Genomic DNA, 15154 nt, shown 5'->3' with positions numbered 1-15154 from the left:
CGATCTCGTCCCGGGCGTGCTCCACCGCCCCCACCACGAACGGCGTGCGCCCGCTCGAGGCGATGCCGCACACTACGTCGTTCTCGGTCACCCCACGCTCCTCAAGGGCGTCCGCTCCCGCCGCGGGCACGTCCTCCGCGCCCTCCTGTGAGCGAAAGACGGCCTCGCGGCCCCCAGCGATAATGCCCTGCACCATCTCCGGATCGGTCCCAAACGTGGGCGGACACTCCGATGCGTCTACGATACCAAGTCGTCCGCTCGTACCGGCCCCTACGTAAAAGAGCCGCCCGTCGTCCTGGAAGGCCTCCACCACAATCTGCACGGCCTCCGCGACACGCGGCAGTTCGCGACGGACCGCGATGGGCACCCTGTGGTCCTCGGTGTTAATGACCCGCAGGATCTCCTCCACCGGCGCGGTGTCGATGTGCGTAGAATGGGGATTCTTCTGCTCGGTGGCGAGATCCTGAAGCTGTTCGAAAAGAGCCGACTGTTCGGGCATGCGACGGGGGAATTGAGCGGGAGACATGCGCACCACTAACAAACAAGATCCCACCACAGGCATCAAGGCACCGCCGCGACCAGGTCGGTCTCAACATTACTCGGGCCCATCGCGACTGCGCGCTTGGGACGGAGAGGTCCGCCACCTCCAGAGAGCAAGGACCCCAAGAACGATAGCGGCGAGCCCGACGCCCCACCAGGCCCACGCGGGAGAGCGTCGGGGCGATTCCAACTCCAGGCGTGCCGGAGACCCGTACAGGACCGACGACGCCCAGAAAAAGGGACTCGCCCGGGTCGGGTGTTCCTCCAGATACTCCAGTTTGGCCTGGCGAAGGGCTTCGTCCAGCCGCAGGCCGTTCTGCAGGTGACGGTAGAAGGCGTCAATCAGCTCGACGTTCGCCTCGTCGGCGACCGGCCACAGGCTCGAGAGGGTCGCCTCGGCCCCCATCGCCCGAAAGGCGTACTGGAGCCCCTCCATGCCCTCGCCACTACGGCGCGGGCCGCGGGCCGTGTTGCAGCCGCTGAGCACGACGAGCGAAAGCGGACGGCGCCAGGTCTGAAGTTCGTGTAGGAAAAGAACTCCGTCGGAGCCCGTTCGGGACGAGTCCGGGCGTAAGAGAAAGGCGTTCTGAAGCGGGTCCGACGAGTGAACAAAGGCGTGGGAGGCAAGATGTAGCACCGAAACGCGCTTGCTGACCTTCCGGACCGCCTCGCCCGTGGCGGCTTCATTCAGGAAAGCGCGCGTTCCCTCCACACGCTGTTGAACGGTTCGAATCTCTTTCCGAACCCCGGGGAGGTCTGGAAGGACGACCGCCGAGTCGGGCGACTGAGGGGAGAGGGACGCACGGAGGGCCGCCGGAACGGCCCGAAGCGTGTCGAACGTCGAAACTCCGAAGGCTGCAAGTTCTGCCCGGGCCGAGGGGCCGCGCAGGTGGTCGCCACGCGTCGAATCGACAACCATAGAAGAGGCCAATTCCAAGGTCGTCGGGCGCTCGTGGAGCAGGAATCGGGCCTCCGAGGGAGCATATCGACTTTCGGGCATCGACCGGACCAACATCGAGAATGGAATCCGGAAGAGAGGCCCATTCGGCACGATGGTGAGGGGGCGATCCTCGGGCAAGAATTTTGCGACGGGGGCGTAAAGGACTTCCTGGAGGTTGTGGAGGGGACGGAGGTCGAAGTGCATCGCGTTGACATGGCTCGAGTTGTCCCGATCCTGGAAGAGGGGTGAGATGGTCCCTATCTGGCGGCGGACCGAATCCTGCGTGAGATGGGGAAGGGGCACCGCGCGAAGGGTGTCCTCGGTGACCACGAAAGCGGTGGACCGTGGGGACCGCTCGTAGACGGGCCAGGGATCGTCGAGGAAGTACGAGATGAGCGCTCTATTCTTCTGGGCGAGGGCTGCCTGGATCTCGCGGACCTGCGGCTGGCCGGGCTTGGACTCGATTTCTAGCGCCTGCTGCCGAGCAGCCACGAGTCGGGCCTCCCGGGTGCGGAGCGCCGTCTGTGCGGAATCGGAACGCTCCCCGCGACCAAGTCGCGTCCGGACGTTGGTGAGGGCGCGGCTGAGGCTGTCGAAGCGGGCGCGCTGCTTGAGGGGCAACTGGTTGGCGACGCGGGCCCGAATGCGGAGGTTCTGGAGGTGGCGGGCTCGTGAACGATCTAGGGCCGACAGGGCCTCCCGGTCTCGGTTCTGGGCGAGCAGCGCCCGGACGAGGCCACGGTGCACGTCTCGCCACTGCGCGAAGGCGGTCGTGGACCACTGTGAGGCCGTGAGCGATGCGATGTACTTCTCGACGACCGCCACACCATCCCGGTAGTAGGACTCCGCCTCGGTCCATTCGCTCCGCAGCTCGTGCAGGCGGCCCAGGGCCCGTAGCGCGCGGCGCTGGTAATCGAGAGCCCCTACGGTTTCGGCCATTCGAAGGGAGCGCTTCAGCGCGGACTCAGCCCGGCCCAAGCGGCCGCTTTGCACGTGAAGCACGCCGAGCTTAAGGAGGGCATAGGTCTGGAGGCGGACGTCATTCCTGTATGGATCGGACCGCCGCACCTCTTCAATCAGGTCGTACGCCCGCACGAAACGGTCCAGGTAGCCGAGACATTCCGACAGCAACATCGAGAGACGGACGTAGCGCTCCGTTTCGGGGGAGGCGGCTGCCCGGCCCTTCTGGGCCAAGTTGCGGGCCCGCTTCAGCGCCTCTGCGTCAAACTGGGTGTTGAGCGTCTGCTCCAGAAGAAGATCCGTTTGGTTTTGCAGCAGCCGTGCCCACTTGGACGGATGTTCGTCGGCAAGGGTGTCGTGCTCCCGAAAGAGGTGACGGGCCTGCCGATAGTAGCGACGAGCCGTCCGGTAGTCCTGCATGCGCTGGTGGAGCACCCCAATGTCGAGGAGGTGAACGACACGCTCGCCCGGTTGGTCTTCCGGGGTTTCCTGGAGGGCCTTGAGGTAGTGATCAATGGCCGACGAGAGGTCCCCGAGCAAGTAGTGGAGATACCCTTGGTCCTGGTGAAGGCCGGGGGGCCACCCGGTTCGAGTGTTCTCCGAGGAGGGAATCGAAGACGCGGACTTCAGATATGATCGAGCAGCCTCGAGGGCGTCGAAGGCGTCGGAGAATCGGCGTAGGCCGGCAAGAAGGGCTGCCTCCTTGTGGAAGGTGCGGATGATATTGCCGAGGTACGGATGCTCAATTTTCGACGGATTGAGGGCCTGGAGGCATGCTCGAGCCTCGCGGTACTGGGAGAGGTAGGCACGGAGCGTATCGGGAGGGACAGGGGGGGTACGGGCCCACATTCGTTGGATGTCCGACTCCCACGTGATTGGGGGCTCGGACTGAGAGGGCGCACTGTTCAAACACGCACCGAGGCCGTCGGTGGAGTCTGGAGGTGCGATCGAAAGCAGGGCACCGAGGACGAGAGCAAGCATCGTCGAAGCGGAACGGAAAAGGTGTGAATTCTTTTGTCCTTTCCGCAATCCCTCGCCGAAGCACGCGGGGGAATTCGCAAAACTCCTCGCTACACACTCCAGCTCCACCCATGCACAGCAGAATCAAGATCGCCCACTCGCCCTTTTCGGCACAGCTTACGCTAGAGGCTCATGGAGGCGGCTCTGACCCCTCGCACGGAGGAGATCCCGGAAGCGGGAGTGGTTCGGGAGGCAACGGTGACGAGGACGAAGACTCCTGACAGCAGCCAGACAAATCTTTCGTCCCCGAAGGTGGGGGGGGCGAAAAACAGCGGTAATGACAGCAGCGTCAAATCGCGCAGGCTTGCCGTTGGGGACGAGCCCAGTCTGGGCTCGTCCCTAACCTATGAACTGGGCAGGGAAATGGCGAACTAAGCAAACAGATGCGAGCCCCCTCTCCACCGAGCAAGACTCACCCGCCTTTCGCAGGGCCTACGGTCCGGGCGTAAATCGTTGCCGTACATGTACACGGCCGTCCACAGTCAGGGCAGTTCAGGCGCGAGCCGGTACGGGCGTAGTAGCGCTCGACCGTTGCGACTGCAGTGAACTCCCACTTCTCGAAGAGCGCGCGACTGTCGACGGTGTGCGGACGATGCCACGCGATGCCGACGGTTCGGGGCACGCTCCGGTCGGCAAGTACGCTCAGGCGCCGGTCGTAAAAGGCCGATCCAATACCTCGACCTTCCCAGTCGACCCGGACGCAGGACAGGTGAAAGATCCCGTTTCGGTCGGCTAGCGGAGGAGCCGCGTCGATCGCATCAAGCCCGAGGTACTGATGCGTGTAGTCTCGACCGGCCACGTCCAAGAGAGAAAACCCAACAATTCCGTCGGGGCGGTCCGGCTCGGCCACGAACCCGACGGCCGAATGGGCAGGATCCAGGGCCGCCTCGATCCAGCGTGACTGCGTGGACGGGGCACCGCCGAAGCGGACGGACCAGAGCCGCTGAACCGCGTCCGCATCGGAGGGCTCCATCGAGCGAAGGGTGAACGAGGAGGACGCAGCCACTGAAAAAGGACGTGTGGAACAGGCGAGGGGGACAGCGCTGAGCGGCGATCGCCGACGAACGAAGGGGGGAGCCCGTCGTAATGTAGTTGCCGGGACAAAAGATCCGGTCCACCGTCCGAGCCCGGTCGGTCGAAGCGTGGGCCCCTACGCGGCCCCCCAACCCCCTTCGGGATCCGTCTAGCGTTGTCCATGATCCTCCGCACTCTCCGCCTGCGATCATTCCGAGCCCACGCCGAGAGTGAGTTTGAGCTCGCCCCGTCGATCAACCTCTTCTACGGTCCTAACGGAGCAGGCAAGACGAACGTGCTTGAAGCTGTACACTACCTGTGCCTCACGAAGAGCTTTACGGCCTCCCGGGACCGATACGCTGTGCGGAAGGGAGCGCCCTATTTTGAGATCGAAGGCACGTTCGAGGGCGTGCGCCCGGAGCCGACCGAAGCGCGCCTGGCCTACGTGCCAGGGGAAGGCAAGAAGATGTTCGTCAACGGCGCGGCACTCGATCGCCTCGCAGACATCGTGGGCGTGCTTCCCGTCGTGATCTTCTCGCCGGAGGACTACGACCTCACGGCCGGAGGGCCTAGTGAGCGCCGTCGCTTCGTCAACAACATCCTCAGCCAGGCGCAGTCCGTGTACATGGACGACCTCATGAAGTATCGCCGGGCTCGCCGTCAGCGCAACGAGGTGCTGCGGAGCTACAAGAAGCGCCCCGATCCACCCCCCGTCGAACTCCTTGAGCCGTGGACCGAGAAACTCGTGACCCTCGGCAGTCGAGTCATTCACCGCCGACAGCAGTTCCTGCAGGAGTTCGGCGAATACCTCACAGAGGCCTACGACCGGATTGAGGCCGTCGCCGAGCGCCCAAGCATCGAGTACGACACGATCGACGACCTCCCCCCCGACGCCACCCCCGAAGACGTGGCCGACGCCTTCCGGGCCGCCCTCGACCGCAGGTCTGAGCAAGAGCAGGACCGGGGCACCACGCTCGTGGGGCCGCAGCGTGACGAACTCATCTTCCGTCTCGACGACCTGGAGGTGCGTCGGTACGGATCGCAGGGCCAGCACCGCACCTTCGCGATGGCCCTGAAGCTGGCCCAGTACTTCTACCTGAACGATCGGAGCGACACCGATCCGCTCCTGCTGCTCGACGACGCCTTTGGCAAGCTTGACGCCCGCCGCACGGAGGTTTTTCTCAACCTCCTTCGCTCCGATGCCGTGGGGCAGAGCCTGACCACCGCAACGGAACGGGCATCGTTCGACAAGGCGCTTGACTTCAAAGCGGACGCTCACCGCGCCCTTTCCGTCGGACGCAAGAACGGCACGGCTCACGTCGAGCCGACGTCGTCGCCTCAGGTGCTCGGGGCTGAACCCAACCCGGCCGAAACAGGATCAAGCTGAGACGGCGCCCCATTTTCGATGAGGCTGAGTTCGGTGGAGGGCATGCGCCGATCTCCATGCGTTCCGCAAAGGCAATGGCGTCCCCGCGGGCGGGCAATACCATCGCGCATCCGCACCTGACAGACCGTCCCGCCGGTAGCCGCGCCCGGGGCCGTAGAGCGACGGCATTTTTCCGACTCTCTGATTTTCATTCGGGGCGAGCGGCAGAGGAGGTCCTCGCCCGCCGTAAGACGCTGCAGGGGTCTCTTCTCCCCGCAACCGGCCTGCACGAAGCTACCCTCCGGGCCGTCCGGACGGGATTGCGGGAGGCGACGATGAGCGACGACCCGGCGGTCAGGAAGGCTGAGGCGTAGAATCGACCAGGTCGCAGAAAATAGGATCGTAGCTCTCAGCCACCTCGGCCACCCGCTGGATGTGGGGCTGCACTGCCTCCCGCTCGCGCATCGCTTCGAAGTGCTCGCGGGACTGCCACTGTGCATAGTTGATCACGCGGGTGCTGTCGTGGCTTGCGTGGATGTTGGCCGACACGAACCCTGGAAGGTGCTGCATGGTCTGCTCGGTGGCCTCCACCAGCAGGGCCACGAGTTCCTGCTGGCGATCCGCCGACACCGTGAACACGTTGACGAGGGTGAAAAGATCGTTGCTCGGGGCAAGGGCAGGCATGGATGTTCTCGGAACAGGTGAATAGGTTATCAGGGCACTGACGTGTTCGGTCCGATGGTATCAGGGCCCTGATAAAAAGTCAAGTTATGAAAGAACAACAATTTCGTAACAGGCCGCTCGGGTACGTGCTCAAGCACGCGCAGTACACGCTCCGCCAGGCGATGGACGACCGGCTCGCCGACGCCGCTCTCACGACCCCGCAGTACGCGGCACTCACCGCTCTCGAACGCGAGGAGGGACTCTCCAACGCTGAGCTGGCCCGCCGCTGCTTCGTCACGCCCCAGACCATGCACAGCATCGTGACCCGACTGGAAGAGGAGGGCCTACTTCGGCGCACCCCGCATCCCAACCACGGGCGCATTCAGCAGCTACACCTTACCGACGAGGGGCAGACGCGACTCGATCAGGCCCACGAGGTTGTGGAGGCAATCGAGGATCGGATGACGGAAGAGGTCAGCCGAGAAGAGGTAGAACAGGCGAAGCGGGTCCTGATTAAGTGCGCACGGGCGCTGGGGGAGGCGTAGCACCCCTGCCCGATGGGGGCGTGGGTGCGTGAGGGAACGGCGTTCGCGAGAGTAAATGTGATGATGTATGGAGCGGGAAAAAGGGAATGTCGGGTAACTTGCGCGGGAACGCTTGATGAGGCGATAAAAACTCTCATTCAACATTTCTCTCACTCTCTGTCCTGAACGATGGATACTTCGCCCCTTCGCCGCTACCTCGCGCCAGAGCGGGTACGCCTGCCTTCCCTCCTTCTTCCGCTTCTGCTTCTCGCTGTAGCGGCCGTCGGCACCAGCTGCGTTTCAACGGGTACAAATCCGGTCTCGGGCAATACTCGTGCCTACGGGTACACGTGGCAGGAAGAACTAAAACTTGGGAAGAAGGCCGACAAGCAAATCCGGAGGCAGTACGGGGTCTATGAGAACGAAGAGCTTCAGCGCTACGTGGACGAGGTCGCCCAGGACGTACTAGCGGAAAGCCACATGCGACGGTCCAGTACGCCCAAAAAATTTCGGGAAGCAGAATTTCACTTTCGGGCCCTCGACAGTCCCGTGATTAACGCCTTCGCCCTTCCTGGAGGGTACGTGTACGTGACGCGGGGTCTACTTGCTCACCTCAACAACGAGGCCCAGCTTGCCGTCGTGCTCGGCCATGAAATTGCTCACGTTGCGGCCCGGCATGCCTCGCAGCAGGCGGCCCGGCGGCAATTCACGAAAGGGCTTCTCCTCGGAGGAGCCGTCCTTGGACAGGCAGCGTTTGGAGGAGAGGTCGGACGACGCATCATCAATCTCGGCGGAACGGCCGCGCAGCTTCTATCGCTCCGCTACAGCCGAGGGAGTGAACGGGAGTCCGACCGACTCGGGGTGCAGTACGCTGTTCGCGCAGGATACGATGCGGCCGAGGCGGCCGGGTTTTTCGAGTCGCTCGAGCGGAAACAAGAGCAAAGTGGCCAGGCGATCCCGACGTGGCGCTCGACCCATCCCGACCCCGGGGCTCGGCAGCAGACGGTTCCTCAGCTTGCCCAGAAGTGGAAGAAGAGAGTGGACCACGCCGCTAGGACAGTGGATCAGGACGAATACTACGCGGCCATCGAGCGCATGATCTTCGGCAAAAACCCGCGCCAGGGATTCACCGAAAACGGTGTGTTCTACCACCCGGAACTCGCGTTCCGATTTCCAATTCCGAGCGATTGGAACGTGCAGAACCAGCCCCGTCAGGTGGTCGCGGTCCAGCCCAATCAGGAAGCCTATCTGGTCTTTCGGTTCGCCGACGCGGAGACACCCGCGGCCGCGGCACGCAAGTTTGCCAACCAGGACGGGCTTGGGGTTCGTGAACGCCAGTCCGTCACTGTGAATGGATACGAGGCCGAACGCGTGCTCGCAGAGGCCAAGACGAAGAGAGGGCAGCGAGTGTATGCGCTGGCCTACTTCATTAGCTACCGGGATCAGGTGTATCAATTTCAGGGATTGACCCTGGCCGAGCAGTACGATGTCTACCGGAGCACGCTCGAGCGAACGATGACCGGTTTCGACCGGCTCCGTGATCCCGACAAGCTCAACGTGCAACCGGCCCGACTCGCGATACGACCGGCGTCCCGCCAGGCTGCCTTCCGAACGTTCGTGGACGAAGCGGCGCTGCTGGACGGAATGACGGCGACGGATCTCGCCATCGTCAACCAGCTGGAACTGGATCGGATCGTCGCCCCGACCCGGCCCCTGAAGCTTCCCGACTGATCTGCTAGAGACACGGCAGTGAGGAACGCCTTGCGAGGGCCGCTACCGGGCGGCGTGACGGGGCTCCCCCTCTTCCTCGGTGGGCGGAATGACGCGTCCTTCTCCTCCCACCACCATCTCTCCATCGCGGTAGATATACGTGCGGACCTTCACGTGCTGATTTTCTTCAATCTTCTCGGAGACCTTGATCTGCACGCGAACCTCCGAGCCGACGGGAACGGGGCGGAGAAACCGGCACGAAATGCCAACGGCGATGCTTCCGTGGCCGGGAAAGTCGCGCCCGAGGACCTTCGAGATGAGCCCGAGGAGAAGCACGCCGTGCACGATGGGGCGGCCGAATCTCGAATGCTCCGCGGCGTAGTCTTCGTCGACATGGACGGGGTTGTCGTCCCCCGTGATTTCGGCAAACATCTTCACGTCCTCCGCTGTGACGACCCGTGTCCATTCGTGGGAGTCGCCAACCTCAATCGTCTCGTACGTGGCCATAAGCAGCAAGCTGTTGCGGGTGCAGGCATCGTAACCGTAGAATGGATGCTACCGCAAAGGTAGGAACGAGCGAGGGGAAAACCTACCGTCGGCCTGAAAAGACGATTCGAGGACGATTTCTCTGTAGTGGAAGACGTTGGAGATCGGGCGTGAGCCGCACTGCTGGGGCGTCTCCGTGCATGAAGACATCTCCTCTGTCGGGCCTGATCCGTCGTGGCACCTGAGACGTGAGCCGTCGATCCTGGCGCGAAAAGCCTGCGGCGAGCATCGGGAGAAGGGCCGCAGCGGCCTTTCGGGGACTCGGATCTTCTGAAACCGAGCGTACCGTCTGCGGGCGGAGGTGCTCACGAGGGAATTTGACGACTATTAGTGCGTCCGACTCAAACTGGACTCGGGGCGCGGAGATAAGAGGAAGCAAGAAAAACAGGGGAAGGAGGGGGCACAGCATTCCTCAGCTCGTTACCATCTGGGGGGTTCGGGCGACCAGAAGTCCATCGGGGAAGGGACCACACGTCTGCACACCGGCCGAGCGGCCTCCCCCGCCCCCCTGCTCGCGCCATCATACGTCGCCAATACCGAGGGTCTGTATGAGTCGTCTCTTCGAAGCCCTGCGCCCATTCATCCGGAGCGTCGTTCGGCGCGCTGCCTGGGTCCTTGCCGCTGCCCTGTTGCTGTCGGGCGGAGGTGCGTACCTGGCGACCGGCCTGGACATCAACACTGACATCTCAAACCTCATCCCCGAAAACTACGACAGCGTGCAGGCGCTCATGGAGCTCAAGCGCACCGTTGGGGGCGGGCGCGACATGGCGGTCGCCATCGTCAGCCCGTCGTTCGAGGCGAACAAGCGCTTCGCGGAGGATCTCATCCCGAGGGCACTGTCTCTGCGGAAGGATTCGGACACGACCGAGACGTACCTGACGCGGGTCGACTACAAGCGAGAGGTCACGTTTCTGAAGAACAACGCGCTCTACTTCGCGAGCGACAGGGAGTTGCGCCAGGTCGAAAAATTTCTTCAGGAGAAGATCGAGAAGGCAAAGCAGGCCCGCCTGGAGGCCAATCCGTTCTACGTGGATGTCGGTGGGGAGGAGGCCGACACGACGGACACGACAGACACAGGCCAGCAGCTGGAAGGGGTGTACGATCGGCTCATCGGCAAGCGGTACCCGATCTCCGACGACAGCACCACAATGGTGCTTCGGTTCTTTCCGTCGGGGTCGAGCACGGATCTCGGATACATCGAAAACCTGCATACCGATCTCCAACGCCTCATCGACCGGATGAACCCGGAGTCGTACCATCCGGAGATGAAGGTCGTCGTTGCGGGACGCCTGTATCGGCAGCTCGTTGAGATTAGGACCATCCAGCGGGACATCCTCGGCTCCTTCGGGGCAGGCGTGGGGTCCGTTCTCCTGCTGGTCATGCTGTATTTTCTGTACAAGGCCTACCGGGCCCGAGCGGGAACCCGCTTCGACAAGAATATTCTACTGCAGGAACTCGTGCGGGCCCCGGTGATGGGTCTCGTCATCGGCGTGCCGCTGCTCATGAGCCTGACGTGGACCGGCGGGGCGGCCTATCTCCTGTTCGGGGAGTTGAACCTGATGACGTCGACCCTTGGGCTCGTCCTGTTTGGGTTGGGCATCGACTTCGGGATTCACTTCTACGGCCGCTACGCCGAGGAGCGAGCTGAGGGCGCCTCGGTCTCCGAGGCGGCCGAAACGACCTTCACGAGCACTGGGCAGGCCATCACCATAGGGGCCCTCACGACCGCAGGGGCCCTGTACGTGCTCATGGTGGCGGACTTTAAGGGCTTCAGCGAGTTCGGGGCAGTTGCGGGGACGGGCGTGCTGTTTGCGCTCGTCGCCATGACCGTCGTCATGCCAGCCCTGCTGTCCCTCCTCGAGCAATCGAGGCTGCTCGACCTGCAGGCGACGGCTGGCATGCAGACCGGAGCCGAGGCGCGAGAGCGGCGGTATCCGGCAGCTCGGCCTGTTGTCGTCGGGGGGCTCCTGGCCGTCGTCGCGTCGCTGATTCTGGTGCCGCGCGTGGACTTCCAGTACGACTTCGGCGCCCTGGAGCCCGAATACACGGAGTATGAGAAGAAGGACCGGTACATTGACCGGGTTAATAAGGGGAGCGACAAGCGCCGCAATCCAGCCTACATCGTGGCCGACAGTCAGGAGGCTGTGCCCGAAATCGTGGAGGCCCTCCGCGAGAAAATGCGCGCCGACACGACCTCCCCCACCATCCTAGCGGTCGAGAGCCTCCAGGAGCGATTTCCGCTCCGAGATTCTGCGAAGCAAGCAAAGCTCGATCGGATCGCCGAGATCCGCAAGACGGCGACTCAGAACCGGTACCTCGAGGATGAGACCTCCGACGCGCTTGAGAAGCTGCGCCGCGCCGCGCAGACCCGGACGCCCATTGCGCTCGACCAGGTGCCGAAATTCCTTCGGAAACGGTTTACGACGAAGGAGGGAAAACTTGGGACGTTTGTCATCATCTACCCGTCCGTAGGCCTCTCCGACGGCCGAAAGTCAATCGCCTTCGCTAAGGACGTGGGGACCGTAACGACCGATACCGGCAAAACGTACCACGCCGGCTCCACATCGCTCGTGGCGGCGGACATGCTTCGCCTGCTGCAGCGCGAGGCCCCGTGGATGATTGCGGCTACGTTCGTGATCGTTGCGGCCCTAATGCTTCTCAACTTCCAGTCGCTCCGATGGGCCGGACTGGCCCTCGTGCCGCTTGTCATCGGGCTCCTGTGGATGCTGCTGGTGATGGAGATCTTCGGTCTCATGGTAAACTTCTACAACATGATCGTCTTCCCGGCCATCCTCGGCATTGGCAACGATGCGGGCGTGCACATGGTGCACCGGTATCGGGAGGAAGGCCCCGAATCGCTTTGGATGGTGCTCCGCTCGACCGGCGAGCATGTCACCATGGGATCGCTCACGACCGCGATTGGGTTCGGCGGATTGCTCCTAAGCTTCCACCCCGGGCTGAACTCGATTGGCGTCCTCGCCGTCGTAGGACTCGGGACAACCCTGCTGGCAGCGGTGGTCTTCCTGCCCGGGCTGCTGCAGTGGCTTGAGGACCGCGAGGCGGCGCCCACTGCCCCCAGCGACCGCTGAGGCCCGGTGAACGCCCACGGCAAGGCGAAGAGCCGAGCCTGCACCCAGCCCCTGGCGTCCCAGTGGGGGAAGGGGGAGCGGCACTCGGGCCTGCTCCCTGGGGCCACGACGGCCGTCGTAGCATCGGGCACGGCGGCGGTGGCCGCTATGGAGGGCATCGCGACCGCCGGCGAGGTTACGAGGCCGATTCAACCTCCCAGACAAACTGGAGAAGCGGGCGGACATCCCGGGTCATCCGGACCACCTCGTCGACAAACGACGGAGACTGGAGGGCGTCGTCCGCGTACTTGCGCCGCACCACGAAGTGCTTCCACTTCAGATACGGGGCGAGATCCGTGTCCCGGTAGTCGCTGAAGCCGCGTGGCATGCCGGTCAGGGTATCGTCCATGCTGGAGGGCGGAAGTCCCCGGGACGCCATCTCGTCGAGCAGGGTGGAGAACGTGTCGGGCTGGTCGACGATCCGCTGACGGATGGGACGCAGGTACGAGACGCTGGGCTGATAGAATCCCGCCCCCAGAAAACTATTCCCTGGCTCGACGTGCACGTAGACGACACCATTTCGGGCCCGCTCCCCAGACCGGTCGAAGACCGCGCCCAGGTTGGTCTTGTATGGCCGCTCGTCGTCGGTGAAGCGCATGTCGCGATAGATTCGAAATGTCGAGCGTTTCGGATGGGCCGTCAGCGGCAGTTCCGCCTCGGCGAGACGACGAGCACCGTCGGCCAGCAGAAGCTCCAGGGGGGCTTTCAGATCCTCCTCGTAGATCTCTTTCCGGGCCTTGAACCACTCCCGCTCGTTGTTCGCTTCTAGATCACGAAGAAACTGGAAGGCTTGGGGCCGGAAGCCAGGAAATGGGGGGAGCGAAAAGGTCTCTTCCATCGGAGGTCCAGGTTGTATCCGAGAAGAATGACGGCCCTCGTCGAGAAATCACGCAGGCCCACGCTGGGTTGGTCCAGGCCCCCTGAGGAGGCCCCCACGTGTTCGTCAGTCAAACGAGCATCGCGAGGGCCTTTGGGGCGCAATTGAGGAGCACGCCTCACGACGTGTACGCAGTTCCCCTTCTCGACGTTGAGCAGAGCAGGGTGGAAGCTGGCCGGATTCGCCCGCGGCGAGCGGAAGGAGGGGCGTGAAAGACGGTCAGGCACGTGCACGGGAGGAGCGCCCGATCCTCTCAGCGATCGGCCCGCCTGTCGTGGCCGTTCCCCGCTGTGCTCGGGGGCTACTCCGAACAGGCGGGGATGCAAGTGAAATCGGGTTTGACTCTGCGTTTTTTCTGCTCTAAGCTTTACAAACCCTGCTTGGCGGATCCCCTACGGCCGCTCTAAAGAGTGCCCGCTCGCATTCCGAACGCACTTGGTTGCTGCGTTCCCGCATCGTGCTCCCGGTACAGGAGGGCTTCCGCATGTGCCCGGGAGCGCCACTACAGAGCTCGTTTGGGCGCGTCGCATGCCGTGTCTCGGCGTCGCGTTCATCCACCAAGCAGGGGCCAACCCGTAACGAAAAGCACATCTGACGTCCGATGGGGTGGTGAGGATGGGCGATGGCGCGGACCGTACCACGTACGAGATCGGGGTAGCAATGGCGGGCGCTGCCTCCGCCGGGGCCTACTCCGCGGGGGTTGTTGACTTCCTGATCGAGGCCCTCGAGAAGTGGTACCGGGCCAAGGAAGAGAGGCCCGATGAGGTGCCCACCCACGACGTGTGCCTAAAAGTCGTGTCGGGAAGCTCGGCCGGAGGCATGACCGGTGCCATCGCCGCGGGGATATTCAGCGGCCATCACGCCCCGATCACCTCCCTGCCTGGGAAGGGGCCAGACGCGTCGACCCGGCAGTCCAACCCGCTCTATACCGCCTGGGTGGAGCAGGTCGACATCCACCCCTTGCTGGGCCACGCAGACCTGTACGGCGCCGACGATCAGGTCGTGTCGCTGCTCGACTCGTCGATCCTGAACGAGATTGCCGAGACGGCGGTCGACTTTGAGCCCCGGGACGCGCCCCGGGACTACGTGGCCGATCCCCTGCACCTCCTCCTCACGGCCACCAACTTGAGGGGCGTTCCCTACAATGTCGCCTTCGAGGGCGCCCAGAAGGGACCGCACCGCATGACCCGGCACACCGACTACAAAGAGTTCACCCTCGGCCGCGCCGCGCCCGACGGCGAAAGCGCCCGCTGGCTCGACCCGTCGGACCCTGGGGCTGAGGGGTGGGACGTCCTGCGACAGTATGCCCTGGCGACCGGCGCCTTCCCCGGGGGACTGGCCCCACGGGTCCTGACCCGGCCGCGCGACGACTATCTCGACCGCCGGTGGACCGTGCCGCTGCCCGGTGGGGAGGGGCACGGGCAGTGCCGAGAGCGGCGCTCCATTGACCCGGCCTGGCCGGACGGGCGGCGCGATAAGGATGAATACCGGTTCCTGGCGGTCGACGGAGGCGCGACGAACAACGAGCCGTTCGGACTGGCCCGCCAGAAGCTCGCCGGGGGAGAGGAGCTCAGCAGCCGGCCGCCCAGCGAGACCACTCGCTCGGTGCTGATGGTCGATCCGCTTCCGTCGGACCCCGTTGCCGGGAAGGGAGAGCCGCAGGACCGAAGCATCCCGTCGGTGCTGGCGGCCCTGTTCGACAGCTTAATCGCACAGGCACGCTTCAAGCCGGACGAGCTCATTCGGGCCCGCTCGTCGACGGATCACAGCCGCTACGTCATTGTGCCGACGCGTAGAGACCAGAATGGCGAGAAGGTGCCTCACCCTATTGCCTCGGAGATGTTGGGCGGATTCGGAGGGTTCCTG

General features: G+C 63.9%; 11 protein-coding genes. 5 read left to right on the top strand and 6 right to left on the bottom strand.

The features are described from left to right. The 3 genes from ABEL04_RS15575 to ABEL04_RS15565 form a co-directional block, all read right to left on the bottom strand. Positions 1–499, bottom strand: a 499-nt coding sequence (locus ABEL04_RS15575) for an N-acetylmuramic acid 6-phosphate etherase (RefSeq protein ID WP_375803322.1), incomplete at its 3' end; no start/stop codon positions are given. Positions 500–595: 96 nt separating this feature from the next. After that, positions 596–3421 carry a CHAT domain-containing protein gene (locus ABEL04_RS15570; protein WP_375803321.1) on the bottom strand — a complete coding sequence of 942 codons (2826 nt, stop codon included), beginning with the start codon at positions 3419–3421 and terminating at the stop codon, positions 596–598. Between the two features lie 451 nt (positions 3422–3872). After that, a complete protein-coding gene (locus ABEL04_RS15565; protein WP_375803320.1) occupies positions 3873–4466 on the bottom strand; it encodes a GNAT family N-acetyltransferase in 594 nt (197 codons plus the stop codon). Positions 4467–4655: 189 nt separating this feature from the next. Here ABEL04_RS15565 and recF point away from each other — a divergent pair, with 189 nt between their 5' ends. Further along, entirely contained in the window at positions 4656–5861 is a 1206-nt protein-coding gene (gene recF / locus ABEL04_RS15560) for a DNA replication/repair protein RecF (protein ID WP_375803319.1), read from the top strand. Between the two features lie 333 nt (positions 5862–6194). Here the strand turns inward: recF and ABEL04_RS15555 are convergent, their stop codons facing one another. Further along, positions 6195–6524, bottom strand: a complete 330-nt coding sequence (locus tag ABEL04_RS15555) for an antibiotic biosynthesis monooxygenase family protein (RefSeq protein WP_375803318.1) — start codon at positions 6522–6524, stop codon at positions 6195–6197. An 86-nt stretch (positions 6525–6610) separates the two neighbouring features. Between ABEL04_RS15555 and ABEL04_RS15550 the strand changes: the two genes are divergently transcribed. After that, positions 6611–7048 (top strand): MarR family winged helix-turn-helix transcriptional regulator, encoded by a 438-nt coding sequence (locus tag ABEL04_RS15550; protein WP_375803317.1) that lies wholly within the window; start codon positions 6611–6613, stop codon positions 7046–7048. A 168-nt stretch (positions 7049–7216) separates the two neighbouring features. After that, a complete protein-coding gene (locus ABEL04_RS15545; RefSeq protein ID WP_375803316.1) occupies positions 7217–8758 on the top strand; it encodes a M48 family metalloprotease in 1542 nt (513 codons plus the stop codon). Positions 8759–8800: 42 nt separating this feature from the next. Here ABEL04_RS15545 and ABEL04_RS15540 read toward each other — a convergent pair whose 3' ends face one another. Beyond that, positions 8801–9244, bottom strand: a complete 444-nt coding sequence (locus tag ABEL04_RS15540; RefSeq protein ID WP_375803315.1) for a MaoC family dehydratase — start codon at positions 9242–9244, stop codon at positions 8801–8803. Positions 9245–9831: 587 nt separating this feature from the next. Here ABEL04_RS15540 and ABEL04_RS15535 point away from each other — a divergent pair. Beyond that, positions 9832–12372 carry an RND family transporter gene (locus tag ABEL04_RS15535; RefSeq protein WP_375803314.1) on the top strand — a complete coding sequence of 847 codons (2541 nt, stop codon included), beginning with the start codon at positions 9832–9834 and terminating at the stop codon, positions 12370–12372. A 175-nt stretch (positions 12373–12547) separates the two neighbouring features. On the opposite strand, the gene ABEL04_RS15530 is transcribed toward ABEL04_RS15535, so the two are convergent. Continuing rightward, positions 12548–13249: a DUF2461 domain-containing protein gene (locus ABEL04_RS15530; protein ID WP_375803313.1), complete on the bottom strand. Its 702-nt coding sequence runs from the start codon at positions 13247–13249 to the stop codon at positions 12548–12550. Positions 13250–13903: 654 nt separating this feature from the next. Between ABEL04_RS15530 and ABEL04_RS15525 the strand changes: the two genes are divergently transcribed. Then, the coding region (locus tag ABEL04_RS15525) for a hypothetical protein (RefSeq protein ID WP_375803312.1) at positions 13904–15154 on the top strand (1251 nt) is incomplete at its 3' end.

Source organism: Salinibacter sp. (genome assembly GCF_042218895.1).
Taxonomy (GTDB): Bacteria; Bacteroidota; Rhodothermia; order Rhodothermales; family Salinibacteraceae; genus Salinibacter.
The sequence above is the reverse complement of the archived record's forward strand: the minus strand, read 5'-3'. Positions and strand labels throughout refer to the sequence as shown.

Bases quoted from the DNA above. Each gene is read 5' to 3' on its own strand.
- ABEL04_RS15570 (WP_375803321.1), bottom strand. From the start codon at position 3,421: ATGCTTGCTCTCGTCCTCGGTGCCCTGCTTTCGATCGCACCTCCAGAC.
- recF (WP_375803319.1), top strand. From the start codon at position 4,656: ATGATCCTCCGCACTCTCCGCCTGCGATCATTCCGAGCCCACGCCGAG.
- ABEL04_RS15555 (WP_375803318.1), bottom strand. From the start codon at position 6,524: ATGCCTGCCCTTGCCCCGAGCAACGATCTTTTCACCCTCGTCAACGTG.
- ABEL04_RS15550 (WP_375803317.1), top strand. From the start codon at position 6,611: ATGAAAGAACAACAATTTCGTAACAGGCCGCTCGGGTACGTGCTCAAG.
- ABEL04_RS15545 (WP_375803316.1), top strand. From the start codon at position 7,217: ATGGATACTTCGCCCCTTCGCCGCTACCTCGCGCCAGAGCGGGTACGC.
- ABEL04_RS15540 (WP_375803315.1), bottom strand. From the start codon at position 9,244: ATGGCCACGTACGAGACGATTGAGGTTGGCGACTCCCACGAATGGACA.
- ABEL04_RS15535 (WP_375803314.1), top strand. From the start codon at position 9,832: ATGAGTCGTCTCTTCGAAGCCCTGCGCCCATTCATCCGGAGCGTCGTT.
- ABEL04_RS15530 (WP_375803313.1), bottom strand. From the start codon at position 13,249: ATGGAAGAGACCTTTTCGCTCCCCCCATTTCCTGGCTTCCGGCCCCAA.